A 23,228-nucleotide genomic window follows, 5' to 3' on the forward strand; every position below is an offset into this window, starting at 1 on the left:
GCCGGAAGGGAGTCAAGAGTGAGCACCTACGGTTCGTTTCCCGGCTCGCGGCCCCGGCGGCTGCGCACCACCCCCGCGATGCGGCGGATGGTCGCCGAGACGCGGCTGCACCCGGCCGATCTGATCCTGCCCGCCTTCGTGCGGGAGGGCATCGACGAGCCCGTGGCGATCGACGCGATGCCGGGTGTCGTCCAGCACACGCGGGACACCCTGAAGAAGGCCGCCGTCGAGGCGCTGGAGGCGGGGGTCTCCGGGATCATGCTGTTCGGCGTGCCGGAGGAGTCCAAGAAGGACGCCCTGGGCACGCCGGGCACCGATCCGGAGGGCATCCTCCAGGTCGCGATCCGCGACGTGCGGGCCGAGGTCGGCGACGACCTCATCGTGATGTCCGACCTGTGTCTGGACGAGACGACGGATCACGGGCACTGCGGAGTCCTCGACAGCGAGGGCCGCGTGGACAACGACGCCACCCTGGAGCGGTACGCCGAGATGGCGCAGGTGCAGGCCGACGCGGGCGCGCACGTGGTCGGGCCGAGCGGCATGATGGACGGTCAGGTCGGCGTCATCCGGGACGCCCTCGACCAGACCGGCCACGAGGACGTGGCGGTCCTCGCCTACACCGCCAAGTACTCGTCCGCGTTCTACGGCCCCTTCCGGGAGGCCGTGGGCTCCTCGCTGAAGGGCGACCGCAAGACCTACCAGCAGGATCCGGCCAACCTCCGCGAGTCCCTGCGGGAGCTGGCGCTCGACCTGGAGGAGGGCGCCGACATGGTGATGGTGAAGCCTGCCGGGCCCTACCTCGACGTCCTCGCCAAGGTCGCGGAGCGCGTGGACGTGCCCGTGGCCGCGTACCAGATCTCCGGTGAGTACGCGATGATCGAGGCCGCCGCCGAGCGCGGGTGGATCGACCGGGACAAGGCGATCATGGAGTCGCTCACCGGGATCAGGCGGGCCGGGGCCAATCTGATCCTCACCTACTGGGCGACCGAGGTGGCCCGCCAGCTCTGAGCCGTCTCCCGGCCGCGCTTGACCTCAACTTATGTTGACGTTTCAGAGTGGTGTGCGTCAGGTCGTTCGTCACCCGCCCGGGAGGACCACAGATGCACGCCGTCGTACTGCGCGAATTCGGATCCGCGGAGAACCTTCGCTACGAGACCGTGCCGGACCCCGAGCCGGGGCCCGGCCAGGTCCGGATCGCCGTACGGGCGGCCGGGGTCCACTTCATCGAAACCGTGATGCGGGCGGGAGCCGCCAGCGACCTGGCGCCTCCGCTGCCCGAGCTGCCCGCGATCCTCGGCGGCGAGGTCGCCGGGGTCGTCGACGCGGTCGGCCCCGGGGTCGACGCCTCCTGGCTCGGGCGGGCCGTCGTGACCGCCTTCGGGGCACCCGGCGGCTACGCCGAGCTGGCCGTCGCCGGGGTGGAACAGGTCTACCCCCTGCCTCAGGGGCTCGGGTTCCAGGATGCCGTCGCCATGGTCGTCACCGGCGCCACCGCCGTGGGGCTGCTCGACATCGCCCGGATCACCGCTGACGACGTGGTCCTCGTGACCTCCGCGGCCGGGGGCGTCGGCCGCCTCGTCGTCCAGCACGCGCTCGCCGTGGGCGCCACCGTGGTCGGCGCGGCGGGCGGACCCGCCAAGGCCGAGGCCGTGCGCAAGCTCGGCGCCGAAGCCGTCGACTACCGCGAGGACGGCTGGGACGACACCGTCCGCCACCTGCTCGGCGCCGACCGGCCGGTCACCGTCGTCCTGGACGGGGTGGGCGGCGCCCTGGCCGCCACCGCCTTCGAACTCATCGGTGACGGCGGCCGGTTCGTATCCATCGGGGCCGCCTCGCAGGTCGCCTTCACCCCCGCGTCCGACCGGGTCGCCTACGTCGACGCGCTGCTCGACCTCCTGGCCCGGCCCGAGGACCGGCCCGGCTACGAGCGCCGCGCCCTGGACGCGGGCGCGCGCGGCGAACTCGTGCCCGCCGTGCAGTCCTTCCCGCTGTCCCACGCGGCCGAAGTGCACGCCGCCCTGGAACGCCGGGAGACCACCGGCAAGGTCGTCCTCGTACCCTGAGGGCGAACGCCTAGCCCCGCTGGAGGAGTTCGGCGAGCCGGGACAGGCCGTCCGCGCCGTGGCCCTGCGCCACCGCGCGGTCGAGCAGGGGCTGCACACCTGCGAAGAGCTCGTCGCTGACGCCCGCCTCCGCGAAGGCCGCGAGGAGGTTCGGGAACGCCGCCTGGTTCACCTCCAGGCTGGACACGTCCGTCAGGTGCTGCCCCGACTCCAGGGCGGCCGCGGTGCCGGGCACGATGCCCCGGGTCATCGCGACGATCCAGTCGGCCAGGAGCGGCGCGAACTCCTGCGGCGGCACGCCCGCCCGGCCCGTCAGGGCGAACGCCTGCGCCACGCCCTGGATCATCCCGTACATGCCGGTGAGCAGCGACAGGTCCCACAGCGCGGCGAGGCCCGCGTCCTGGCCGACCCACTTGGTGTCGGCCATCGCGGCCAGCGTCTCGCGGTGCTCCTGGAACGCCTTCTCGTCGCCGCTGTAGAGGATGTAGGCGCCCGGCGTCGCGATCATCGGGGGGATCGCCATGATCCCGGCGTCGACGTACGCGATGTCGTGCTTCGCCGCCCAGGCGGCGAGCTCGCGGGCCTGCGCCGGGGTGCCGTTCGTGGTGTTCACCAGGGTCTTGCCGCGCAGCTCCTCGGTGAGCGGCTCGAAGACGTCCCGGACGTGGTCGTTGAGCGTGAGGCAGGCGATCACCAGCGGGCCGGCGGCGACCGCGGCCAGGGGCGTCTCGGCGGGGGTCGCGCCCTGGGCCGCGAGGGGGCCCGTCTTCGCGGCCGTACGGTTCCAGACGGTGGTGGGGTGGCCCGCCCTGAGCAGGGCGGCCGCCAGGGCGCTGCCCATGTTGCCGAGACCGAGGACGGACACGGGCGGCTTGGCGGACGCGGAGGACGCGGAGGGCATGGGTGCTCCTTGGAGGGAGAAAGGGGGGATCGAGGTGATGCCTCGATCCTCCGGCCCCACGATCCTTCGGACAAGTACCGACTTTTTAGTGCGTACTTACGCTTTGGTCAGTGAAGGTGCCGCGCCCGCGCACCAGGGGGAGGTGCGCGGGCGCGGCCGGGGCGAGTCGTACGGGTCCCGCGGACTTACCGGTAGGGGGCTACCAGTAAAGGGCGTCCGCGGCCGTCGACTGCCAGTAGGTGACGAAGGCGGAGCTGTCCACGTACACGCTGCCGCCCGGGAGCTTGGGGTGCGCCGTGGTGCCCACGCTGCCGTTCGCCGCGCGGTTGGAGAAGAGGACGCCGAGCTTCTTGGCGTCGTAGCCGTCCTCGCCCTCCGGCGACGAGGTGCCGATGCCCGCGTACGCCGACTGGCCCGGCTTCAGCGTGACGACCGCCTGCGGGACGCTGTCCCGGAGGACGTGGGTGGCGGACTGCGCGTCGTCGAAGCGCAGGTACGGGGCGTTGTACGCGTAGCAGGTCTTGGTGCCCGTGTTCTTGGCGGTCAGCAGCAGGTGGTTGATCGGGCGCTGGACCTCCTTGACGGTGACCTTGGTGGTGGCGGCGGAGCAGGCGACCGGCGCGGCGGACTTGGCGGGCGCGGCGGCCGTCGCCGCCGTCCCGGCGAGGGTGGTCAGGGAGAGCGCGGCGGTCAGGGTGACGAGGGCGGCGGCGGTGCGGCGGTTGGTGCGCATGGTCGGGTCCGTCTCTTTCGCGAGTTCGGTGGGTGCGGTGGGTGCGGTGGGTGCGGTCCGGCCGGGCGGCCGGACGCGGGAGGTGGTCAGTTGAGCGCGTCGGTCGAGCTGGTCAGCCAGTACGTGACGCGCAGCTTGTCGTCCACGTGGACGCCCTTCGCCTGGAGCGCGGCCTCGGCCATCCGGTCGCTGCCCTCGAAGCCGACCTCCAGGCTCTGCGCGGTGTAGCCCTCGCCGCCGCTGCCGTCCCCGGCGGACAGGATCGCCCCGGCGTAGCCCTTGGCGCCCGGCTTGAGCGAGGTGACGGCCTGCGGCTTGGTGTTCTCCATGACCGGCGGGACGGACTGCGCGTTCTCGAACTTGAGCCGCGGGTAGCCCTTCAGGTCGCACATCTTGGAGCCGGTGTTGGTGACCGTGATGAGCATGTAGTTGAGGGGGCGCTGCACCGGGGTCGCGGTGATCGAGGTGTTGGCGGCGGAGCAGGGCACGCGGTTCGCCGGGTCGTACGGGTCGGACTCCGTGCCGCCGGACGCGCCGGACGTGCCCTTGCCGCTCCCGGAGGAGCCGCCGGAGCCCTTGCTTCCGCCGCTCCCACCGGAACCGTCGGCCTCTGAACCGTCGTCAGTCCTGTCGGGCTGCTGTGCTCCGTCGGACTCCTGTGACGAGCCGCCCGTGGAGGACTGCGTGGACTTCGCGGCGCCCTCGTCCCGGGTGCCGTCTTCGTCGTCGCACGCCGTCAGCGAGAGCGCGGCGACCGCGATCGTCGCGGCGGCGAGCAAGCGGGTACGGGGACGTCGGACGGGCGCACGCATGGCTGGTCTCTTCTCGTGTGACGGGGTAGACGCGTGCCGCTCGGCCGGGCCGTGGCGAGCGGCGTGCTTGGATGACCAACAGCTTGTGCGGGGTTTCGTCCCAGCCGTTAGCCTCACCGCGGCGTTCGGGACGCTGGAATGTTCGTACCGGCCCTGAGCTGGGGGAATAGGTGTCGCCTGGAACGGTGGCACGGGAAGGAGAACACGTGGGGGCGGGCGATCTCGCGGAGCTGTTGCGAGAACTGAAGGGGCGGTCCGGGCTCAGCTACGGAGCCCTCGCCAAGAGACTGCACGTCAGCACGTCGACGCTCCACCGCTATGTGAACGGCACCGCCGTGCCCACGGAGTTCGCCCCGGTCGAGCGCCTCGCCCGGCTGTGCAAGGCCACTCCGGAGGAGCTGGTGGAGGTCCACCGCAGGTGGATCGTCGCCGACGCGACGCGCGGGCGTAAGGCGGAGCCGGTGGCGCCCTCGGCGCCTTCCGGGGCCGCGGCGGCCCCCGAGCCCGTGGCAGCCCCGGAGTCCGCCGCGACCACCCAGGGCGCACCGGACCCCGAGCCGGAGCCGGAGCCGGAGCACGCGAGCGTCGTCGACGCACCCGCGCCCCGGCCGGAACCGGAAGCCGTCCAGGAACAGAAGCAGGAACAGAAGCAGGAACAGGTACAGGACCCGGAAGCGGAGCCGGCTCCCGGACCCGGCCGGGAGCCGGAACCGGAGATCGAACTGCGGCGCCACCCCCGGCCCCGCCCCCGCAGGACCCCCCGCCTCCCGCGCGGCAAGCGACAGCGGCTCGGGGTCCTCGCCGCCGTCGGCGTCGTGCTCGCCATCGGTGGCACCGCCCTCGCCGTGCACTCGGCGTCGGGCAGCTCCGGCGGCAACGGCAGGAACGCCGCCGCGGACGAAGGCCCCCGCCCCGGGGCCGAGCGTTCCCCGTCCGGCACGCCGGACAGGAAGGAGCCGTCCGGCAGGCCCTCCGTCACCTCCTCGGCCAAGCCCCCCGAGAAGGACGTGGACAAGAAGGACGGCGGCGGCCCGAAGGGCGCCCCCAAGGGCGGCGGGGAAGGCAGCGAAGACCGCTCCTCCGGCGCCGGAGGCGAGGCGCCCGGCACCGCCTCGGCCCGCGCCCCCGTCACCGTGTCCACCAACCCGCAGTACTGGCAGTCCGACTGCGGGCGCCCGTACCTCATCAGCCGCGCGCCGAGCCGGCTGCCCGCGCCGCCCACCTCGCAGGACGCCACGGGCTGGGTGTCCGCGTTCGACGGGGTCTCCGCCGAGCGGCACGACGTGAAGTTCACCGTCCAGGGGACCGGCAAGGAGACCGTCGTCCTGGAGTCCCTGAACGTCCGCGTCGTCGGCAAGAGCGAACCGCTCGCCCGGAACATGTACCTCATGGGCTACCTCGGCGTGGGCTGCGGCAGCGGCGTCCCCAAGCACTCCTTCGACGTGCAGCTCGACAGGGGACAGGCCGCCCTCGTCTCCCAGGGCGACGCGTTCCCGTACAAGGTCAGCGAGAACGACCCCGAGACCTTCTACGTCTTCGCCACCAGCAAGACCCGCTACGTGCGCTGGTACCTGGAGCTGGAGTGGTCCAGCGGCTCCCGGCACGGCACGGTCGTCATCGACGACGAGGGCAAGCCGTTCCGCACGAGCGGCTCCGCGAAGAACCGCATCTACGGCTACACCCTCGACGACAAGGAGTGGGTGAAGGCGTGGCGCCGCCCCAACGGCGAGGACGGGTACGACTGGGAGGGCGACTAGCGGCGGCGGGGCCGGGCGGGACCGGGCCCGCCCGGGGCGCGCGCGTCCGCATCGCGAGAAACGACTCCTGTAAGGGCCACCCAGCGGCCTAGGCTGCTCGGCAACCGAAGGAGCAGACGATGACCGCCACCGCATCCGCGCCCAGTACCGCCCCCGTTCCGGCCCTCGCGGCCCGCGCCGCCGCCGTCGGCGGCTCGCCCGTACGGGACATCCTCGCGGTCACCGCACGCCCTGAGGTCATCAACTTCGCGGGCGGTCTGCCCGCGCCCGAGTTCTTCGACAGCGAGGGCGTCGCCGCCGCCTACCAGGCCGTCCTCACCACCCGGCCCGGGCAGGCGCTCCAGTACTCGACGACCGAGGGGGAGCCCGCGCTGCGGGCCCGCATAGCCGGGCGGTACACCGACGGCGGGCTCGCCACCGACGCCGACGACATCCTCGTCACCACCGGCTCCCAGCAGGCCCTCTCGCTGCTCGCCACGGCGCTCGTCGAGCCCGGGGACACCGTGCTCGTCGAGAACCCCTGCTACCTCGCGGCACTCCAGGTGTTCGCCTTCGCGGGCGCGCGCGTCGTCGCCGTGCCCGGCGACGAGCAGGGCATCGACCCCGGCGCCCTGGAGTCACTGATCGCCGAGCACCGGCCCAAACTCCTGTACACCGTGCCCACGTTCCAGAACCCGACCGGGCGCACCCTGTCCGCCCGGCGGCGCGCCGCCGTCGCCGCCGTGGCCGGTCGGCGCGGCCTCTGGATCGTCGAGGACGACCCCTACGGGGAGCTGCGGTTCGAGGGCGAGCGCGTGCCGTGGATCGCCGCCCACGCCGGGGCCGAGGACCGGACCGCGCTGCTCGGCAGCTTCTCGAAGGTGATGGCGCCCGGCCTCCGGCTCGGCTGGCTGCGGGCCCCCGCCGCGCTGCGACGTGCCTGCGCCATCGCCAAGCAGGCCGCCGACCTGCACACGCCCACCGTCAACCAGCTCGCCGCCGCCTGGTACTTGGAGCGCTACGACCTGGACGCCCACGTGGCGAAGGTCGCCGGGGCCTACCGGGAGCGGCGGGACGCGATGCTCGCGGGCCTGGCGGCCGCGCTCCCCGAAGGATCCACGTGGAACCGCCCCGAGGGCGGCATGTTCCTGTGGGCCCGCCTGCCCTCGGGCCACGACGCGACGGCCCGCCTCCGCGAGGTCATCACCCACGACGTGGCCTACGTCCCCGGGGCCCCCTTCTACGCGGGCACCCCGGACCCCGCCACCCTCCGCCTGTGCTTCGTCACCCAGACCCCCGACGAGATCACCGAGGGCCTGCGCAGACTCCGGGCGGGGCTCGCCTGACGGGTGCCCGGCCCGGAGTCGACCGTCACAGCCGCTCGGGCGTCCTGATGCCCAGGAGGGCCATGCCCTGGTGGAGGGTGCGGGCCGTCAGGGCGCAGAGGAACAGGCGGTTCTCGACCTGGGCCGGGGTGTCCGCCTTCAGGACCGGGCACTTGTCGTAGAACGTCGTGTACAGGGACGCCAGCTGGTAGAGGTAGGCCGCCAGCTTGTGCGGGGCGTACTCGGCGGCGGCCTCGTAGACCGTGTCGCCGAACGCGTCCAGGTGCAGGCCGAGGGCGCGCTCCGCCGGGGCCAGCTCAAGCTCCGCGTGCGCGGCCGGCGTGGTGTCGCCCGCCTTGCGCAGGATCGACTGGATGCGGGCGTACGCGTACTGGAGGTAGACGGACGTGTCGCCGTTGAGCGACACCATCTGGTCCAGGTCGAACTTGTAGTCGCGGCTCGGCGACGTGGACAGGTCCGCGTACTTCACCGCGCCGACGCCGACCTGCGCGGCCCGCTCCTGGATCTCGTCCTCGGTGAGGTCCCGTGCCTTCTCGCGCACGACCTCGGCGGCGCGCTGCACCGCCTCGTCCAGGAGGTCCTCCAGGCGCACGGTCTCGCCCGCACGCGTCTTGAACGGCTTGCCGTCCGCGCCGAGCACCGTGCCGTAGCCCATGTTGTGCGCGGTGACGTCGTCGTTCAGCCAGCCCATGCGCCGGGCCGTCTCGAAGACCATCTTGAAGTGCAGCGACTGCCGCACGTCCACCACGTACAGGAGCGTCGTCGCGTCGAGGTCGAAGACGCGGTTGCGGATCGCGGACAGGTCGGAGGCCGCGTAGCCGAAGCCGCCGTCGGCCTTCTGCACGATCAGCGGGACCGGCTTGTCGTCCTTGCCCTTGATGTCGTCGAAGAAGACGACGAGCGCGCCCTCCGACCGGACCGCGACGCCGGACTCCTCCAGGAGGCGGGCGGTCTCGGGCATCAGGTCGTTGTACGCGGACTCGCCGACGATCTCCTCGTCGCGGACCTCCATGTCCAGCTTCTCGAAGACCGAGTAGAAGTAGACCTTCGACTCGTCGACGAACCGCTGCCACAGCTCCAGGGTCTCCTTGTCGCCGGACTGGAGGGCGACGACCCGCTTGCGGGCCCGCTCCTTGAAGTCCTCGTCGGCGTCGAAGACCGCGCGCGAGGCCTTGTAGACCCGGTTCAGGTTCGACATGGCCTGCTGGCCGTCCGTGTCGGTCTCCGCGGACAGCTGGTCCGGGTTCTCGATCAGGTACTGGATGAGCATGCCGAACTGGGTGCCCCAGTCGCCGATGTGGTGCCGGCCGATCGTCTTCTCGCCGGTGAAGTCGAGCATGCCGCGCAGCGCGTCACCGATGACCGCCGAGCGCAGGTGGCCGACGTGCATCTCCTTCGCCACGTTCGGCTGGGCGTAGTCGATGACCGTGGTGCCGGGCTCGGCCTTCAGGGGCACGCCGAGGCGGTCGCCGTCGGCCGCGCGGGCCGCGAGCGTCTCGGTGATCGCCCGGTCCGTGACCGTGATGTTCAGGAAGCCGGGGCCGGAGACCTCGACGTCCTTCAGGAGCTCCGGGGCGTCGATCGACTCGACGACCCGCGTCGCGAGGTCGCGCGGGTTGGCCTTCTGCTTCTTGGCGAGCGCGAGGATCCCGTTGGCCTGGAAGTCGGCCCTGTCACTGCGTCGCAGCAGCGGGTCGGCGGGGGCGGCCTCCGGCAGGGCTGCCGAGAGGGCGTCCGCGAGGCGCTGGTGGACGGAGGCGGTGAGGGACTGGACCGAGGCCATGGAGTGGGTGCCGTTCTCCTCGAGGGTGTGGGTAGACCTGGTCAGTATCCCACGGGGCGTCCAACGGATTTCGCGGTCGCGACGGGCCCGCACGCCCGTGCTCCACCGCAGGTCGGCGGGCGGAACGGAAAGGCGTTTTCGCGCTCGCGGGGCGACCTGGGAGAATGGTGCGGTCCAGCGGTACGCCCGTACGTACCGGCATCGAGGCAGGAAAAGAAGGGCGCCGATCGTGGCTCAGAGCACCGATACCACCGACTGGGTCTCCCGCTACGCGGACGAGGTCATCGCCGAGTCGGAGCGTCGTGCCGCGGGCGCGAAATCCGCCACCGCCGCACCGGTGATCGTGGTGGCCTCGGGCCTGTCCCCCTCCGGCCCCATCCACCTGGGCAACCTGCGCGAGGTCATGACCCCGCACCTGGTCGCCGACGAGATCCGCCGCCGCGGCCACACGGTCCGCCACCTGATCTCCTGGGACGACTACGACCGCTACCGCAAGGTCCCGGCCGGTGTCCCCGGCATCGACGAGTCCTGGGCCGAGCACATCGGCAAGCCGCTGACCTCGGTGCCCGCCCCCGCCGGGTCCGCCCACCCGAACTGGGCCGAGCACTTCAAGTCCGCGATGATCGCCTCCCTGCGCGAGCTCGGCGTCGAGTTCGACGGGATCAGCCAGACCGAGCAGTACACCTCGGGCGCCTACCGCGAGCAGGTCCTGCACGCGATGCGGCACCGCGCCGACATCGACGCGATCCTCGACCAGTACCGCACGAAGAAGGACCCCGCCAAGGGCAAGAAGCAGGCCCAGAAGCCCGTCGACGAGGCCGAGCTGGAGGCCGCGGAGGGCTCCGGCGCCGCCGCTGAGGACGACGGCAGCGGCGGCTCCGCCGGGTACTTCCCGTACAAGCCGTACTGCGGCCGCTGCGAGAAGGACCTCACCACCGTCACCTCGTACGACGACGGGACCACCGAGCTGGCCTACGTCTGCACCGCGTGCGGCTTCGACGAGACCGTCCTGCTGAGCGAGTTCAACCGCGGCAAGCTCGTCTGGAAGGTCGACTGGCCCATGCGCTGGGCCTACGAGGGCGTGGTCTTCGAGCCGAGCGGCGTGGACCACTCGTCCCCCGGCTCCTCGTTCGTCGTCGGCGGACAGATCGTCCGGCAGATCTTCGACGGCGTGCAGCCCATCGGCCCCATGTACGCCTTCGTCGGCATCAGCGGCATGGCCAAGATGTCCTCGTCGCGCGGCGGCGTGCCCACGCCCGCCGACGCGCTGAAGATCATGGAAGCGCCGCTGCTCCGCTGGCTGTACGCGCGCCGCAAGCCCAACCAGTCCTTCAAGATCGCCTTCGACCAGGAGATCCAGCGGCTCTACGACGAGTGGGACAAGCTGGAGGCCAAGGTCGCCGACGGCAGCGCGCTGCCCGCCGACGCCGCCGCGCACGCCCGCGCCGTGCGCACCGCCGCGGGCGAGCTGCCGCGGACCCCGCGTCCGCTGCCCTACCGCACGCTGGCCTCCGTCGCCGACATCACCGCCGGGGCCGAGGACCAGACCCTGCGGATCCTGGGCGACCTCGACCCGTCGGCGCCGCTCGCCTCCCTCGACGAGGTCCGGCCCCGGCTCGACCGCGCCGAGAACTGGATCACCACGCAGGTTCCGGCCGACGCCCGCACGATCGTCAGGGCCGAGCCCGACGCGGAGCTCCTGTCGTCCCTGGACGACGAGGGCCGCGAGTCGCTGCGGCTCCTCCTGGAGGGCCTGGACTCGCACTGGTCCCTGGACGGTCTGACGCACCTCGTGTACGGCGTGCCGAAGGTGCGGGCCGGGTTCTCCGCCGATGCCACGGCCAAGGAGCTGCCGCCGGAGATCAAGGTGGCGCAGCGCTCCTTCTTCGCGCTCCTGTACCGCCTCCTGGTCACCCGGGAGACCGGGCCGCGGCTGCCCACGCTGCTGCTCGCGGTGGGGGCGGAGCGGGTGCGCAAGCTCCTCGGAGCCTGACCTGGCCCCTGGGCCTTGAACGGGGGTCGCGCCGCGCGCGAGCGGTGTGGCCCCCGCCGAGCCGTAACGCCCGGGCCCAGGCGACCCGGTTGCTCGGCAGCTGCGCCCACCGCGGGGCGGGGCCCCGGTGACACGGTTGCTCGGCGCCTGCGGCTGTGCCCACCCGTCCCGCCCTGCGGGACGATTGCCCACAGCGGGGAGGGCGAGGGTGGGGTGGCGCCGCCTGGTGTGACGGGTGGGTGGGTGGGGAAATCCCGCCGCGGTAGCGGTGGGGCCGCTGACCACGCAGTCGCGGCGCGGGGCGTCGGGGTCGGGCTGGCGGAGCCTGGTGTTGCGGGCGGGTGGGTGGGAGAGGGAACCCGTTTGGCCGCGCTCGGTCAGGCGATGTGTTCCTCGGCGTCGAGGTCCTGCTGGTACCGGTCCCGGAAGCCGCGCAGGTAGGGGCGGAGCGTGCTCTCCGCGAGGGGGCCGCCCGCCTGGCCCGTGATCCCGTACAGGTCCATCAGGTACAGGCTGAACTGCCGGGCGTTCGGATAGTCCCCCATCTCGCTCACGTACTTGCGGAAGGCGTTGAAGTACGCCTCCTCGCGCGTCATGTCGTCCGGCAGCCCCGGACCGCCCTCGACCGGCTCGGGCAGCGGCTCCGGCTCCGCCTCGGGCCGCGGCTCCTCGGCGGCGTGCTCCGCGCGCGGGTTCGGGATCAGCTGCCCGTTCGCCAGCGGGCGGGTGCGGCCGGGACCCGACGGGACACGGAACTCGGGCGCGTCCGGAGCCTCCGCCGCCTCCGCAGCGGCGACCGGCACCTGCCGCGCGTACGGCCGCGCGTCCTCGAACGTCTCGTAGGCCTCGTACGCCTGCGGCTCCTCGTACGCCGCCTGCTCCTCGTACCACTCGTCGTACGGCCCCTCCGGGTCGTACGGGAGCGGCGCCTCGCCCTGGGGGCGCTGCTGCTGCGGCGCCGCGAACCACGGGCTGCCGTGCTGCCCGGGCGCCTGCTGCTCCTCGGCCTCCTCGGACTGCTGAGGCGGCTGGGGCCGCTGGGGCTTCTGGAGGTCCACGGCCTGCTCGGGCCGCTCGGGCTCGGGCTCAGCGGCAGGAGCAGGGGCGGAGACGGGCGCCGCCGGGCCCGGCGCCGGGGCCAGCTCCGGCTGCGGGGCGACCGGCGCGACCACGGGCACGGCAGCGGGCACGGGAGCGGGCGGCAGCACGGCCGGCTCGATGCCCGCCGCGGCCAGCCCCGCCGGAGCGGTCTCCGCCAGCGGCACGCCGTAACGGGCGAGCCGCAGCGGCATCAGCGACTCCACCGGAGCCTTGGTGCGCCAGCGGCGACCGAAGCGGGAGCGCAGCCGCGCCTGGTAGACGAGCCGCTCCTGCTCCAGCTTGATGACCTGGTCGTAACTCCGCAGCTCCCACAGCTTCATCCGGCGCCACAGCAGGAACGTGGGCAGCGGGGAGAGCAGCCAGCGCGTCATGCGCACGCCCTCCATGTGCTTGTCGGCCGTGATGTCCGCGATCCGCCCGACCGCGTGCCGCGCGGCCTCCACCGCCACCACGAAGAGCACCGGGATCACGGCGTGCATGCCCACGCCCAGCGGATCCGGCCACGCCGCCGCGCCGTTGAACGCGATCGTCGCCGCCGTCAGGAGCCACGCCGTCTGGCGGAGCAGCGGGAACGGGATGCGGATCCAGGTGAGGAGCAGGTCGAGCGCGAGGAGCACACAGATGCCCGCGTCGATGCCGATGGGGAACACCACGGAGAAGGTGCCGAAGCCCTTCTTCTCGGCGAGCTCGCGCACGGCCGCGTACGAACCGGCGAAGCCGATACCGGCGATGACGAGCGCACCGAAGACGACGACCCCGATGAGTATCCGGTGCATGCGTGTCAGCTGCATCGCGGCCACCCGCGAACCCCTCCCTATTCCGGCTGTTGCGAGCGACAGCGTGGCACATGTGTGCGGCCGAGCGTGAGCCGGTACCGCTGGCCCGGGCGGTGGGACGCCGTTCGGCCCGTGTGTCACAGGTCGTCAACAGCGCCAACCGAACGGGAAGTTCCGCTCTCTTGCAGCACGGACGGAAAGCCCCCGTCCGCCGCCCGCACCAGCCGAGGAGACCCCCGCCATGACCGAGACCGCCACCGCCAGGACCCGCACCTTCCGGCGCCGGGCCACGGGGCTCGCCGTCGCCGGTACGGCCCTCGTTCTCGCCGTCCCGGCCTCGGCGACGGCCCTCGCGGGACAGGGCGCGGCCGCGTCGGCCGACCCGGTCTCCGTCCTGAAGTACACCGCCAAGGAGCGCAAGGACGCCCTCGCCTACTGGACGCCCGCCCGGATGAAGGCCGTCGGGAAGTCCGTGGACCTCGGCCCGACGGGCCCGAAAGCCAAGCCGTGGCGGGGCCCCGCGCTGAAGACCGTGGGGCGGCTCTTCTTCGTCAACGCGGGCGGCGCCGACACCTGGTGCACGGCCACGGCCGTCAAGAGCGCCAACCGCTCCGCCGTGATGACCGCGGCCCACTGCGTGCGCCGGGGCTCGTCGCCGTACAACACCAACACCGCCATGGTGTTCGTCCCCGCCTACCACAAGGGCAGGACGCCGTACGGGGCGTTCGCCGTCCGGCAGGCCGCGACCCCGCGCACCTGGGAGAAGGACTCCGTCAACGACATGTCCGCGCTGACCGTCGACGCCGGCGAGAACGGCAAGAAGGTCACCGACGTCGTGGGCGGCCAGGCCATCGCCTTCAACCGCCCGGTGGGCGGCACCGTCTCCGCCTTCGGCTACTCCGCCACCCGCCCGCAGCGCGGCGAGGAACTCCTGCGCTGCACCGGTACGGCCAAGAAGGAGCACGGCCAGCAGGCCGTCTCCTGCGACATGAGCGGCGGCTCCAGCGGCGGCCCGTGGCTGGCCGGATTCAACACCGCCACGGGCAAGGGCGGCGTCCTGGTCTCGGTCAACAGCGCGCTGGACTCGCTGACCCCCACCAAGATGTACGGAGAGGTGTGGAAGGCCACGGCCAAGAAGGTCTACGACCGGGCGCAGGGCCGCTGACCGAACAACCGGAAGCCCGGCCGCGCGCCGCGGCCGGGCTCTTCCGTGTCTGTGTGGCTGTTCGGCGGTCTGCCGGGCCGACCGGCCTGCGGGCTAGCTCTTGTGCTTGGCGCCGTCCAGGGCCGAGCCCTTGCCGTCACCGGCCTTCGGCTTGTCCTTGGCGTCGCTCTTCGCGCCGTCGTCGGCGGGGTCCTCGGCGTCGCCCTTCGGCTTGTCCGAAGTCGCCGCGCCGCCCGCCTTGTTCGCCGCGACGACCGACGCGGCGGCCTCCTTGGCGGCCTTCTGCGTGGCCTTGCCGAGGTCGGCGGCGTTCGGCTGCTCGTCGCCGGCGAGGCCCGCGCCGTTGTAGTCGACCGTGACGACGGCGTTCTCCACGCGCGTCACCAGGGTCTGCTGCTTGAAGGTCTCCTTGCCCTTGGTCACGTCGTAGCTGACCAGGGTCGCCTGGTCGCCCGTGCCCGGCACCGGAGTGGTCTTCACGCTCTTCGCGCCCTTGACCGCCTGCGCGTCCGCGACCTGCTTGGCGAAGTTGGCCTGCGCGCGCTTGGCGCCGCTGCCCAGGGACTGGTCGGACTCGAAGCGGTTCAGGGAGACCCGCAGCCAGCGGAACTGGGAGCCGTCGACGCCGTTGTCCTCCAGGCTCTCCCAGGTGCAGTTGCCGCGCGTCGACACGTCCTCCGACGTGCCCGTCTTGCCCGCCTTGTCCTTGGCGGACGGGACGAGGCCGTCGAGCGTCTTCTTCGAGAGCGTCTTGCAGGGCTCGGGAAGCTTGCCGTACGCGGCCTTCTCGACGGTCGCGGCCTCGCCGCCGGAGCCCTTCGACGCCGAGGCGGAGGGCTTGTCCGCGGAGTCCTTCTTGCCGCCGTCCGAGCCGGAGCCGGAGTCGTCGCCGCTGCAGGCGGCGGCGAAGAGGATCACCGGTGCGGCGGCCGCGCCCACCAGAACGCGGGTGAGTCGCTGTCGCTGTCGCTGTGCGGGTCGGTGCATGGTTCCTTCACTCGTGTTCGCTCGTGGCGTCCGTGCCGGGTGCGCATGGACCACAGGGTCCGTTGGGCCACCGTACGCGGTGAGCGACGCGGGCGACCCGGCTTCCCGGGAGCCCGGTCCGGCCTCCCGGACCCGTCAGCCGTTGAACCTGTCGGTGAGGTTTTCGGCCAGTTCGCGCGCGTTGTCCTGCATTTCCTTGGAGTCCGGGACCTCGGTGCGGCGGGCGGGCTGCTCGTCGTACTCGACGGTGACGACGACGTTCGACGTGCGGAACACCACAGTCACGGTCCGGTGGCGGCTGGCCGACGAGGCGGTGCTGAGCACGTCCGCGAGGAACGCCTCGTCGCCCAGGTCGTCCAGGGTGCGGGACTCCAGGCCCTCGGGGGTGGCCTCGGGCTCGGGGGTGTCCCCCGGCTCGGCCCCGTCGCCCTTCCCGACCTCGGCGACCGCGCCGCCCTGCGCCTCGGCGGCGACCTGGGTCCCCTCGGTCCCCTTGGACTTCTCGGACTCCTTGGGCTTCGTCGGCCCCTCGGACTCGTCCGACCCCTCGGATCCGGACGGGGACGGGGACTCCTCCTCGGACCCCGAGGCCGACGGCTCCGGGACGTCCGCCTCGCGGAGCTTCGTCCGGTAGACCTCCTGCGCGCGGGCGTCGTCGCTCACGGCCCCGTCGTACGAGACGACGCGCTCGAAGTCGACGAGCAGGTGGTGCGTGGCGTCGGGGGACTCGACCTTCCAGCGGCAGCCCACGCGGCGGTCGGTGTCGTACGTGACCGTGGGGGAGCCCCCGTAGGCCTTCTCGCGCCGGCCGGCGTCCTCGATCTCCTCGATGCCGGGCAGCATCGCGTCGAGCGTCGAGCTGTCGACCGCGCCGCAGGGCTCGGGCAGGGTGCGGTACCTGCCGGGCTCGGCGGCCGTCGTCGAAGCGCCCGCGTCACCGGACTTGCCGTCGCTGCCGTCGTCGTGGCCCGAGCCGCCGGTGCAGCCGGCGAGCAGCGCCACGAGGAGGACCGCGGCGCCCGGTACGTAGACCTTCCTCCGCTGCACCGTGCTGGCTCCTCTCGGTCCTGTCCGGTCCGTCCGGCCTGGTTATTGGGTTGCTGCCGGCGGGCGGCCGGTGGACACAATGTGTATCGCACGCGCTGCCGTGGACGCCGGTCCGTTTTCCCATTCGTTGACCTTGGCGCCGGTATTTGCGCTCCAGTGCTTTTGCTTTGGTTCCGGGGGAATGAGGATGGTATGTCGTACGTAGAGGTTCCGGGCGCGCAGGTGCCGATCCGGATGTGGGCCGACCCCAGCACGGTCGAGGACGTCGCGATGCAGCAGCTGCGGAACGTGGCCACGCTGCCGTGGATCAAGGGTCTGGCCGTCATGCCGGACGTCCACTTCGGCAAGGGGGCGACGGTCGGCTCCGTGATCGCCATGAAGGACGCGGTGTGCCCGGCGGCGGTCGGCGTCGACATCGGCTGCGGCATGTCCGCCGTCCGCACGTCCCTCACCGCGAACGACCTCCCCGGCGACCTGTCCCGCCTCCGCTCGAAGATCGAGCAGGCGATTCCGGTGGGCCGGGGGATGCACGATTCCCCGGTCGACCCGGGGGGCTTCCACGGCTTCGCCACGGCGGGGTGGGACGGGTTCTGGGGGCGGTTCGAGGGGGTGGCGGACGCGGTGAAGTTCCGCCAGGGGCGCGCAATGGCACAGATGGGGACACTTGGCTCGGGCAACCACTTTTGGGAATTGTGCCTTGATTCGGACAATTCGGTTTGGGTCATGCTCCACTCCGGCTCCCGCAACATCGGCAAGGAACTGGCCGACCATCACATCGGGGTAGCCCGCGACTTGCCGCACAACCAGGGTCTGGTGGACCGTGACCTGGCTGTCTTCGTGGCGGACACCCCGCAGATGGCTGCGTACCGCAACGACCTCTTCTGGGCGCAGGAGTATGCGAAGTACAACCGGGCGATCATGATGGCCCTCTCCCAGGACGTGATTCGCCGGGAGTTCAAGAAGGCGAAGGTCACCTTCGGCGATGTCATTTCCTGCCACCACAACTACGTGTCGGAGGAGCGGTACGACGGCATGGACCTGCTCGTCACCCGCAAGGGCGCGATCCGCGCGGGCTCCGGCGACTACGGCATCATCCCGGGCTCCATGGGCACCGGCTCGTACATCGTGAAGGGCCTCGGCAACGAGGCGTCGTTCAACTCGGCCTCGCACGGCGCGGGCCGCAGGATGAGCCGGAACGCCGCGAAGAAGCGCTTCTCCACGCAGGACCTGGAGGAGCAGACGCGGGGCGTGGAGTGCCGCAAGGACTCGGGCGTCGTGGACGAGATCCCCGCTGCGTACAAGCCGATCGAACAGGTCATGAACCAGCAGACCGACCTGGTCGAGGTGGTGGCGAAGCTCAAGCAGGTGGTGTGCGTGAAGGGCTGACGGGGCGGGCGGGGCGGCCTGTGCGGCCGCCCCGCCCGGAGCTGTCAGTCAGGCAGTGGGACCGCTCCGTTCCGCAGTTTCCAGCGACGCACCTGGCAGGCGCTCTGTGAGTAGCCCAGCTCCGTGGCGGCTGCGGCCAGTGTTGGTGCGGCCAGCAGGGCCCTGTCCTCGTCGCGCGTCCAGCGGATGCGCGCGGGCCTGGGCTGACTACCTTCCGGGCGCAGCCAGTTCACGACCGACAGGGCTGAGGCGTGCTTGCGCTCCAGGGCGAGGCAGTCCCGGTAGTAGAGGTCCCCTACGAGTGCTTGCGCGGTCTCCGTGACGTAGAGGATGTTGTAGATCCCGTCGCGTGTGTTGCGTTTGATGGTGCGTTCGGCGCCGGTGAGTTCGCGGGCGTGGTCACAGAAGAACGTGGCGATCGCGGTGCTCGCTGTGGTCAGCGCGACGAACGGCAAGCCTTGGCTCGTACGGCCGACTGAGCCGTCGGCGTCGACGACGCCTCGGACGTAGTCGCGACGGGAGAAGGCCACGCTCGGTGGTGCGATCACCGTGGACTTGCTGCCGTGCGGCAGGCCGAGCTCCGTGAGCCTGTTGCGGGCTTCCAGGGAGTGCAGGCTCCAGGTGGCGGAGGTGTGGCTTGCGGTGAAGTTCGTCGCGCGGGTGCGTTGACGAATGGTGCTGTTGTACGGGGTCAAGCGCTGGAACGCACGCAGTATCTCGATGTCCCGTGCGCTGAGCTCGACGCTGAGGCGTCCTCTGTCCCGCGACTGTGAGGACAGGTGTCCGTCCATCTGTAAGAACCCGAACATGTACGCGTACTCGGGGACTTCGAGGTCCATGAAGTCGTGACCGCTAGGCTCGTGTGCAGCCATGAGGAAGGGTGCCTTCCTGTCTGGTCAGGCCCTCGGTTCGGGATGCCGCCCGGCCGGGGGCCGTCTGTGTGCTGTTGTCGGCTTGAGCCTAGGCAGGCCGGACAGCACGGAGGAATGGCGATAGAACGCGTTCACCTGGATAGGTGAACGCGTTCGAGGTGGTGGGGCCCTACTTCGCGTGGGAGACCGCGTAGATCATGACGAAGGCCACGATGTGGATGCCGAAGAGGAAGTACGCGAGGTACCACCACACCATGCGTTCGTTCTTCTTCTCCTCGGCCAGGCGGCGGGACTCCTGCTCGTGGCGGAGGCGGTCGAGGGGGTCGGAGGAGTCGGGGGAGCCGCCGGGGGTGCCGGGGTCGTCGGCGGCGTAGGTCACGGCTGTTCCCGGTGGACCTTCGTGTTGGAGGCCTGGGCGCGGGGGCGGACCACCAGCAGGTCGACGTTGACGTGCGGCGGGCGGGTGACCGCCCAGGTGATCGTGTCGGCGACGTCCTCGGCGGTCAGGGGCTCGGCCACGCCCGCGTACACCTTGGCGGCCTTCTCCGCGTCGCCGCCGAAGCGGGTGAGGGCGAAGCCCTCGGTCCTGACCATGCCGGGGGCGATCTCGATGACGCGGACGGGGGTGCCGACGATCTCCAGGCGGAGGGTCTCGGCGAGGACGTGGGCGCCGTGCTTGGCGGCCACGTAGCCCGCGCCGCCCTCGTACGTGGCGTGGCCCGCGGTGGAGGAGACGACGACCACCGTGCCGTCGCCGCTCGCGGTGAGGGCGGGCAGCAGGGCCTGGGTGACGTTCAGGGTGCCGATGACGTTCGTCTCGTACATCTGCCGCCAGTCGGCCGGGTCGCCGGTGGCGACGGGGTCGGCGCCGAGCGCGCCGCCCGCGTTGTTCACCAGGACGGCGATGCGCTGGAAGGCGGTGGCGAAGGCGTCGACGGCCGCGCGGTCGGTGACGTCGAGGCCGTACGCCGTCGCGCTGTGGCCCGCCTCCGTCAGCTCCGCCGCGAGCGCCTCGACGCGGTCCTTGCGGCGGGCCGTCAGGACGACGCGGTATCCGGCCTCGGCGAGGCCGCGCGCCGTCGCGGCGCCGATGCCGCCGCTGGCGCCGGTGACGACGGCGATGCCGGGCTTGCGGGGGGTGTCGGCGTGCGGCGTGGACGGCATGGGGGCTGCTCCCTCGGGTGCGGGGCTCGTACGGGCGTTCTCTCGCTCCGGCAGCCAGGATAGGCGGGGTGTCTCACTCGCCTCGCGGCGCGTACATGATCAGGGCCATGCCCGCGAGGCACACCAGGGCGCCGGTGACGTCCCACCGGTCGGGCCGGTAGCCGTCCGCGACCGCGCCCCAGGCGAGCGACCCGGCCACGAAGACGCCGCCGTACGCCGCCAGGATGCGGCCGAACTCGGCATCGGGCTGGAGCGTCGCGACGAAGCCGTAGAGGCCGAGGGCGAGGACGCCCGCGCCGATCCACACCCAGCCCCGGTGCTCCCGCACGCCTTGCCAGACGAGCCAGGCGCCGCCGATCTCGAAGAGGGCGGCGACGGCGAAGAGGGCGGCGGAGCGGGCGACGAGCATGGCACCCAGGGTGTCACGGGGCCGCGGCGTCGGCCGGTCCGCGGCCCTGGTCCCGGCGGCTGTGCCGCGTCGTCGCGTGGGCCGGTCCGCCACCGCCCCGTGCCGCGCCGTCCCTCCCCGGGCCTCAGCCGGTCCGGGCCTCCGTCAGGTCCAGTGCCCAGTCGTTGCACCGGCTCCAGCGGCCCTTCGGGTACTCGAAGTCGCCCGTGCCCACGAGGGTGAAGCCCGCCTTGCGGCAGACCGCGTTGGACGGGGCGTTCGTCGCGGCGGGGAAGGCGTGCAGCGAGCCGTGGCGGCGGGCCGCGCGGGCGTCCTCGACGGCCAGGAGGGTGGCGGTGATGGCGAGGCCCCGGCCCTGGAACTCCGGCAGCACGCCCCAGCCCGTCTCCCAGATCGTCTGCCCGGCGTGGATCGCCTCCCAGTAGCCGACGAGGCCCGCGGCCTCTCCCGCGTCCGCCGTCACGATCTTGAACATCCGGCCGGTGCCGCCCAGGTGCAGATATCTGTGGTGGCGGTCGCGGAGCTTCTCCTCCGGCTCGGGGCCGCCCAAGTGCGCCGTCATCGCGGGGGTGTTGTGCAGGACGAGCTGCGGGAAGTCGCCCTCGCCGTAAGGGACGAGGCGAACCGGTGGCGGCTGTGCCGTGGTGGGTGTGCGCTCCATGTCCTCACGGTAGGGGGAGGGTCTGACAACGCCGCCCTGGCACGGGATGACCAGCGTCAGTCTTCCGCTGGCGTGCCAATGCAGCCACCATGGAAGCGGATTCTGAGTCGCGGAACCGTAACGTCAGGGGGAACCACGGTATGGCGGAGTCTGCGAAGGACTTCTGTTCCGACTTGGTCGATCTGTCCGGGGTCTCCTTGGTCTCCTTGGCGGAGCTGCACGCCGGTGACGATCCGGTGCTGCGGCGGGCACTGCACCGCGCCGCGCGCCGGGCGAGCGTGTTCGCCGGCACGCTGGACGAGCAGAACAGCGAGGAAATGGCACTGCTGCGCGGGGACCGGCCGAGGCGCCGGGGGTGACCGACGGGCGGCTGGACCTGTACCGGCTCCCCGAGGAGTCGTTGAGGTCCATCGCCGCAGGTGACGCCCGGGCTCCGGAGCTGCGGCTGCTGCGCTCCGCCCAGCGCAGCCACCTGCTGCTCGTCCTGAGGTCGCTGGTCGAGCACGGCGGCGTGGCGCGGGCCCGGCCGCCCCGCGTCGGCGCGGTGGCGTCGGCGGAGGCGGCCTGGCGCCTGCTCGCCGCCGTGCAGCGCAGTGACCCGGGCGCGGTCGACGCGGTCCTCGCGGACCCCATGGTGATGGCCTGGGCCATGCGGCTGCTGCGGCGTCTGCGCGGCGTCGGCCGGGGTGCCGCGCCCTCGGCGGCTTCTTCGGCGGCGCCGCTGTGGGCGGATGTCGGCCAGCTGTACGCGCTGGCCGCGGCGGCGGCACTGCGTGCCGGGCGGGACGCCGTGGTGGGTGTGCCGGCCCACCGGGGCGTCGTGTGGGTGCCCGGCGCCGGGGCCGTGGGGCCGCTGTCGGCGCGCAGGTGGAGCGGGGCCGAGGTCCGGGTGTCCGCGCACGGCGCGGTCGTACGGGGGGAGGGCGGGGAGGTGCGGCTGCCCCGGGACCTGGGGGAGTCCGCGCCGGGGTGGCATCCGCTTCCGGTGCTGTGGGACGCGGCGCCCTGGTCCGATGAGCCGGGGGCCGCGCTCTGCTTCGACACGGTGACGCCGTACCGCGACTTCGTGGTGTCCCCGCGGGCTCCGGTGCGGATGGCGGGGCGGCGGTCCGGGCTGTGGCGGGAGCGGGTCGCCGGTGCGTGCGCCCTGCTGGCCCGCGAGTCCCCGGCGGACGCGGTGCGGCTCGCGGCGCTGGTGCGGGTCCTGGTGCCCCGGGCCTTCGCCGCGTCCACGCGCGGCCAGGTGGCCAGTTCCTCCTCGCCCGACGCCTTCGGCGCGGTCACGCTGTCGCTGCCGTACGACGAGGCGCAGATGGCCGCCACGCTGGTGCACGAGACCCGCCACCAGCAGTTGAACGCGCTGCTCAGCCTCGTGCCGCTGGTGCGGGAGCCGGGCGCGGGCGGGGGGCGTCCGCTGCACTACGCGCCCTGGCGCAGCGATCCGCGGCCCGTGCACGGCCTGTTGCACGGGGTGTTCGCGTTCGCGGGGGTGACGCGCTTCTGGCGGCTGCACCGGGAGTTCGTCACGGGGGACGAGGCGCGGCGTGCCGACTTCGAGTTCGCCGTGTTCCGGGACCAGGTGCGGGAGGTCGCCGCCGCTCTGCTGGCGGGTGCGGAACTCACCGCGGCGGGGCGGCTGTTCGTGGCGGAGATCGCGGCGGCGGCCGAGGGGTGGGTGAAGGAGGACGTCATGGCCGAGCCCGCGCGTCTTGCCGCGCACTACTGCGCGTTGCGGCGGGCCGTGTGGCGGGCGCGGCACCTGGAGTTCGACGGGACGGTGGCGCGGCGGGCCGCCGCCGCGCAGGCGGCGGGCGAGGCGGCTCCGCCGCTGCCGGGGTCGCGTCTGCGGCCGCGTCCGGACGCGATCCGTACGGACACCTTCGGGCATGTGGTCCGGCTCCATCTGGGGACGCCGGACGAGTTCGCCCGCCGTTGGCGGAGGGCCGACGCGGCGGGGGACGTGGTGATCGGTGCCGAGTGCGCGGCGGTGGCCGGGGACGCCGACGGTGCCGCGCGCCGTTACGCGGCGTGGGCCGAGGCGGCGCCGGGCGACGTGGAGGCGTGGATCGGCGCGGTGCTCGCGGACCCGGGCCGCTCGGCGGCCGGGGAGCTGCTGCTCGGCCGCCCGGAGGCCGTGGCGGCGGTGCGCCGGGCGGCGGCGGCCGAAGGGGCGGCGCCGCCGGGCCCGTTGGAGCTCGCGGAGTGGCTGCGCGGCGCTGTCGCCGCGCCCGGAGGGGACAGCGGCGACAGCGGGTGGAGCGGCGACAGCAAGTAGAGCGGCGACAGCAGGTGG

At 72.7% G+C, this 23,228-nt stretch carries 21 protein-coding genes; 9 read left to right on the forward strand and 12 right to left on the reverse strand.

The window, feature by feature from the left end:
* Positions 1 to 18 precede the first annotated feature (18 nt).
* Together hemB and MQV74_RS23655 are read left to right on the forward strand one after the other, a co-directional pair.
* A complete protein-coding gene (gene hemB, locus MQV74_RS23650; RefSeq protein ID WP_242720691.1) occupies positions 19 to 1,008 on the forward strand; it encodes a porphobilinogen synthase in 990 nt (329 codons plus the stop codon).
* A gap of 92 nt (positions 1,009 to 1,100) precedes the next feature.
* Complete coding sequence (locus MQV74_RS23655) at positions 1,101 to 2,063, forward strand: zinc-binding dehydrogenase (RefSeq protein WP_242720693.1); 963 nt, start codon at positions 1,101 to 1,103, stop codon at positions 2,061 to 2,063.
* Positions 2,064 to 2,073: 10 nt separating this feature from the next.
* Here MQV74_RS23655 and MQV74_RS23660 read toward each other — a convergent pair whose 3' ends face one another.
* The 3 genes from MQV74_RS23660 to MQV74_RS23670 form a co-directional block, all read right to left on the reverse strand.
* Entirely contained in the window at positions 2,074 to 2,964 is an 891-nt protein-coding gene (locus MQV74_RS23660) for an NAD(P)-dependent oxidoreductase (protein ID WP_242720695.1), read from the reverse strand.
* A gap of 199 nt (positions 2,965 to 3,163) precedes the next feature.
* Positions 3,164 to 3,697, reverse strand: a complete 534-nt coding sequence (locus MQV74_RS23665; protein ID WP_278194202.1) for a DUF4232 domain-containing protein — start codon at positions 3,695 to 3,697, stop codon at positions 3,164 to 3,166.
* Between the two features lie 86 nt (positions 3,698 to 3,783).
* On the reverse strand, positions 3,784 to 4,509 hold the full coding sequence (locus MQV74_RS23670) for a DUF4232 domain-containing protein (protein WP_242720698.1): 726 nt from the start codon (positions 4,507 to 4,509) through the stop codon (positions 3,784 to 3,786).
* Positions 4,510 to 4,715: 206 nt separating this feature from the next.
* Here MQV74_RS23670 and MQV74_RS23675 point away from each other — a divergent pair, with 206 nt between their 5' ends.
* Positions 4,716 to 6,266 carry a helix-turn-helix domain-containing protein gene (locus tag MQV74_RS23675; RefSeq protein ID WP_242720700.1) on the forward strand — a complete coding sequence of 517 codons (1,551 nt, stop codon included), beginning with the start codon at positions 4,716 to 4,718 and terminating at the stop codon, positions 6,264 to 6,266.
* Between the two features lie 119 nt (positions 6,267 to 6,385).
* The gene (locus tag MQV74_RS23680; RefSeq protein ID WP_242720702.1) at positions 6,386 to 7,591 is read left to right on the forward strand and encodes an aminotransferase-like domain-containing protein; all 1,206 of its coding nucleotides are present in this window, start codon (positions 6,386 to 6,388) and stop codon (positions 7,589 to 7,591) included.
* 25 nt (positions 7,592 to 7,616) lie between these two features.
* Here MQV74_RS23680 and argS read toward each other — a convergent pair whose 3' ends face one another.
* Positions 7,617 to 9,374: an arginine--tRNA ligase gene (gene argS, locus MQV74_RS23685; protein WP_242720705.1), complete on the reverse strand. Its 1,758-nt coding sequence runs from the start codon at positions 9,372 to 9,374 to the stop codon at positions 7,617 to 7,619.
* 226 nt (positions 9,375 to 9,600) lie between these two features.
* Between argS and lysS the strand changes: the two genes are divergently transcribed.
* A complete protein-coding gene (gene lysS, locus MQV74_RS23690) occupies positions 9,601 to 11,367 on the forward strand; it encodes a lysine--tRNA ligase (protein WP_242729047.1) in 1,767 nt (588 codons plus the stop codon).
* A gap of 377 nt (positions 11,368 to 11,744) precedes the next feature.
* Here the strand turns inward: lysS and MQV74_RS23695 are convergent, their stop codons facing one another.
* Complete coding sequence (locus MQV74_RS23695) at positions 11,745 to 13,259, reverse strand: DUF2637 domain-containing protein (RefSeq protein WP_242720707.1); 1,515 nt, start codon at positions 13,257 to 13,259, stop codon at positions 11,745 to 11,747.
* Positions 13,260 to 13,485: 226 nt separating this feature from the next.
* Here MQV74_RS23695 and MQV74_RS23700 point away from each other — a divergent pair, with 226 nt between their 5' ends.
* A complete protein-coding gene (locus tag MQV74_RS23700) occupies positions 13,486 to 14,409 on the forward strand; it encodes a trypsin-like serine peptidase (RefSeq protein WP_242720710.1) in 924 nt (307 codons plus the stop codon).
* 93 nt (positions 14,410 to 14,502) lie between these two features.
* On the opposite strand, the gene MQV74_RS23705 is transcribed toward MQV74_RS23700, so the two are convergent.
* On the reverse strand, positions 14,503 to 15,396 hold the full coding sequence (locus MQV74_RS23705; RefSeq protein ID WP_242720713.1) for a DUF3558 domain-containing protein: 894 nt from the start codon (positions 15,394 to 15,396) through the stop codon (positions 14,503 to 14,505).
* A 135-nt stretch (positions 15,397 to 15,531) separates the two neighbouring features.
* Entirely contained in the window at positions 15,532 to 16,443 is a 912-nt protein-coding gene (locus MQV74_RS23710) for a DUF3558 domain-containing protein (RefSeq protein WP_242720715.1), read from the reverse strand.
* A gap of 192 nt (positions 16,444 to 16,635) precedes the next feature.
* Here MQV74_RS23710 and MQV74_RS23715 point away from each other — a divergent pair, with 192 nt between their 5' ends.
* Positions 16,636 to 17,829, forward strand: coding sequence for an RtcB family protein (locus tag MQV74_RS23715; RefSeq protein WP_242720718.1), 1,194 nt, complete (start codon positions 16,636 to 16,638; stop codon positions 17,827 to 17,829).
* 44 nt (positions 17,830 to 17,873) lie between these two features.
* Here the strand turns inward: MQV74_RS23715 and MQV74_RS23720 are convergent, their stop codons facing one another.
* From MQV74_RS23720 to MQV74_RS23740, 5 genes are all read right to left on the reverse strand, one after another.
* Positions 17,874 to 18,701 carry a hypothetical protein gene (locus tag MQV74_RS23720; RefSeq protein WP_242720721.1) on the reverse strand — a complete coding sequence of 276 codons (828 nt, stop codon included), beginning with the start codon at positions 18,699 to 18,701 and terminating at the stop codon, positions 17,874 to 17,876.
* A gap of 169 nt (positions 18,702 to 18,870) precedes the next feature.
* Positions 18,871 to 19,080: a hypothetical protein gene (locus MQV74_RS23725; RefSeq protein ID WP_242720724.1), complete on the reverse strand. Its 210-nt coding sequence runs from the start codon at positions 19,078 to 19,080 to the stop codon at positions 18,871 to 18,873.
* Entirely contained in the window at positions 19,077 to 19,865 is a 789-nt protein-coding gene (locus tag MQV74_RS23730; protein WP_242720727.1) for an SDR family NAD(P)-dependent oxidoreductase, read from the reverse strand. Before MQV74_RS23730 ends, MQV74_RS23725 begins: the two co-directional genes overlap by 4 nt.
* Positions 19,866 to 19,938: 73 nt before the next feature.
* The gene (locus MQV74_RS23735) at positions 19,939 to 20,274 is read right to left on the reverse strand and encodes a YnfA family protein (protein ID WP_138966917.1); all 336 of its coding nucleotides are present in this window, start codon (positions 20,272 to 20,274) and stop codon (positions 19,939 to 19,941) included.
* Between the two features lie 124 nt (positions 20,275 to 20,398).
* Positions 20,399 to 20,935, reverse strand: coding sequence for a GNAT family N-acetyltransferase (locus MQV74_RS23740; RefSeq protein ID WP_242720731.1), 537 nt, complete (start codon positions 20,933 to 20,935; stop codon positions 20,399 to 20,401).
* Between the two features lie 140 nt (positions 20,936 to 21,075).
* On the opposite strand from MQV74_RS23740, the gene MQV74_RS23745 reads away from it, so the two are divergent.
* Positions 21,076 to 21,294, forward strand: a complete 219-nt coding sequence (locus MQV74_RS23745; protein WP_242720734.1) for a hypothetical protein — start codon at positions 21,076 to 21,078, stop codon at positions 21,292 to 21,294.
* Positions 21,291 to 23,210, forward strand: coding sequence for an aKG-HExxH-type peptide beta-hydroxylase (locus tag MQV74_RS41210; RefSeq protein ID WP_242720737.1), 1,920 nt, complete (start codon positions 21,291 to 21,293; stop codon positions 23,208 to 23,210). The genes MQV74_RS23745 and MQV74_RS41210 overlap by 4 nt, the downstream gene beginning before the upstream one ends.
* Positions 23,211 to 23,228: the final 18 nt, after the last annotated feature.

The sequence above is a fragment of the Streptomyces sp. AN091965 genome, from assembly GCF_022698285.1.
Taxonomy (GTDB): Bacteria; Actinomycetota; Actinomycetes; order Streptomycetales; family Streptomycetaceae; genus Streptomyces.

Coding starts and splice junctions, on each gene's coding strand:
- MQV74_RS23745 (WP_242720734.1), top strand. CDS start 21,076: ATGGCGGAGTCTGCGAAGGACTTCTGTTCCGACTTGGTCGATCTGTCC.
- MQV74_RS23720 (WP_242720721.1), bottom strand. CDS start 18,701: ATGGCTGCACACGAGCCTAGCGGTCACGACTTCATGGACCTCGAAGTC.
- MQV74_RS23680 (WP_242720702.1), top strand. CDS start 6,386: ATGACCGCCACCGCATCCGCGCCCAGTACCGCCCCCGTTCCGGCCCTC.
- MQV74_RS23735 (WP_138966917.1), bottom strand. CDS start 20,274: ATGCTCGTCGCCCGCTCCGCCGCCCTCTTCGCCGTCGCCGCCCTCTTC.
- MQV74_RS23730 (WP_242720727.1), bottom strand. CDS start 19,865: ATGCCGTCCACGCCGCACGCCGACACCCCCCGCAAGCCCGGCATCGCC.
- argS (WP_242720705.1), bottom strand. CDS start 9,374: ATGGCCTCGGTCCAGTCCCTCACCGCCTCCGTCCACCAGCGCCTCGCG.
- MQV74_RS23670 (WP_242720698.1), bottom strand. CDS start 4,509: ATGCGTGCGCCCGTCCGACGTCCCCGTACCCGCTTGCTCGCCGCCGCG.
- MQV74_RS23700 (WP_242720710.1), top strand. CDS start 13,486: ATGACCGAGACCGCCACCGCCAGGACCCGCACCTTCCGGCGCCGGGCC.
- MQV74_RS23705 (WP_242720713.1), bottom strand. CDS start 15,396: ATGCACCGACCCGCACAGCGACAGCGACAGCGACTCACCCGCGTTCTG.
- MQV74_RS23665 (WP_278194202.1), bottom strand. CDS start 3,697: ATGCGCACCAACCGCCGCACCGCCGCCGCCCTCGTCACCCTGACCGCC.
- MQV74_RS23655 (WP_242720693.1), top strand. CDS start 1,101: ATGCACGCCGTCGTACTGCGCGAATTCGGATCCGCGGAGAACCTTCGC.
- MQV74_RS23715 (WP_242720718.1), top strand. CDS start 16,636: ATGTCGTACGTAGAGGTTCCGGGCGCGCAGGTGCCGATCCGGATGTGG.
- MQV74_RS23695 (WP_242720707.1), bottom strand. CDS start 13,259: ATGCAGCTGACACGCATGCACCGGATACTCATCGGGGTCGTCGTCTTC.
- MQV74_RS23740 (WP_242720731.1), bottom strand. CDS start 20,935: ATGGAGCGCACACCCACCACGGCACAGCCGCCACCGGTTCGCCTCGTC.
- MQV74_RS23660 (WP_242720695.1), bottom strand. CDS start 2,964: ATGCCCTCCGCGTCCTCCGCGTCCGCCAAGCCGCCCGTGTCCGTCCTC.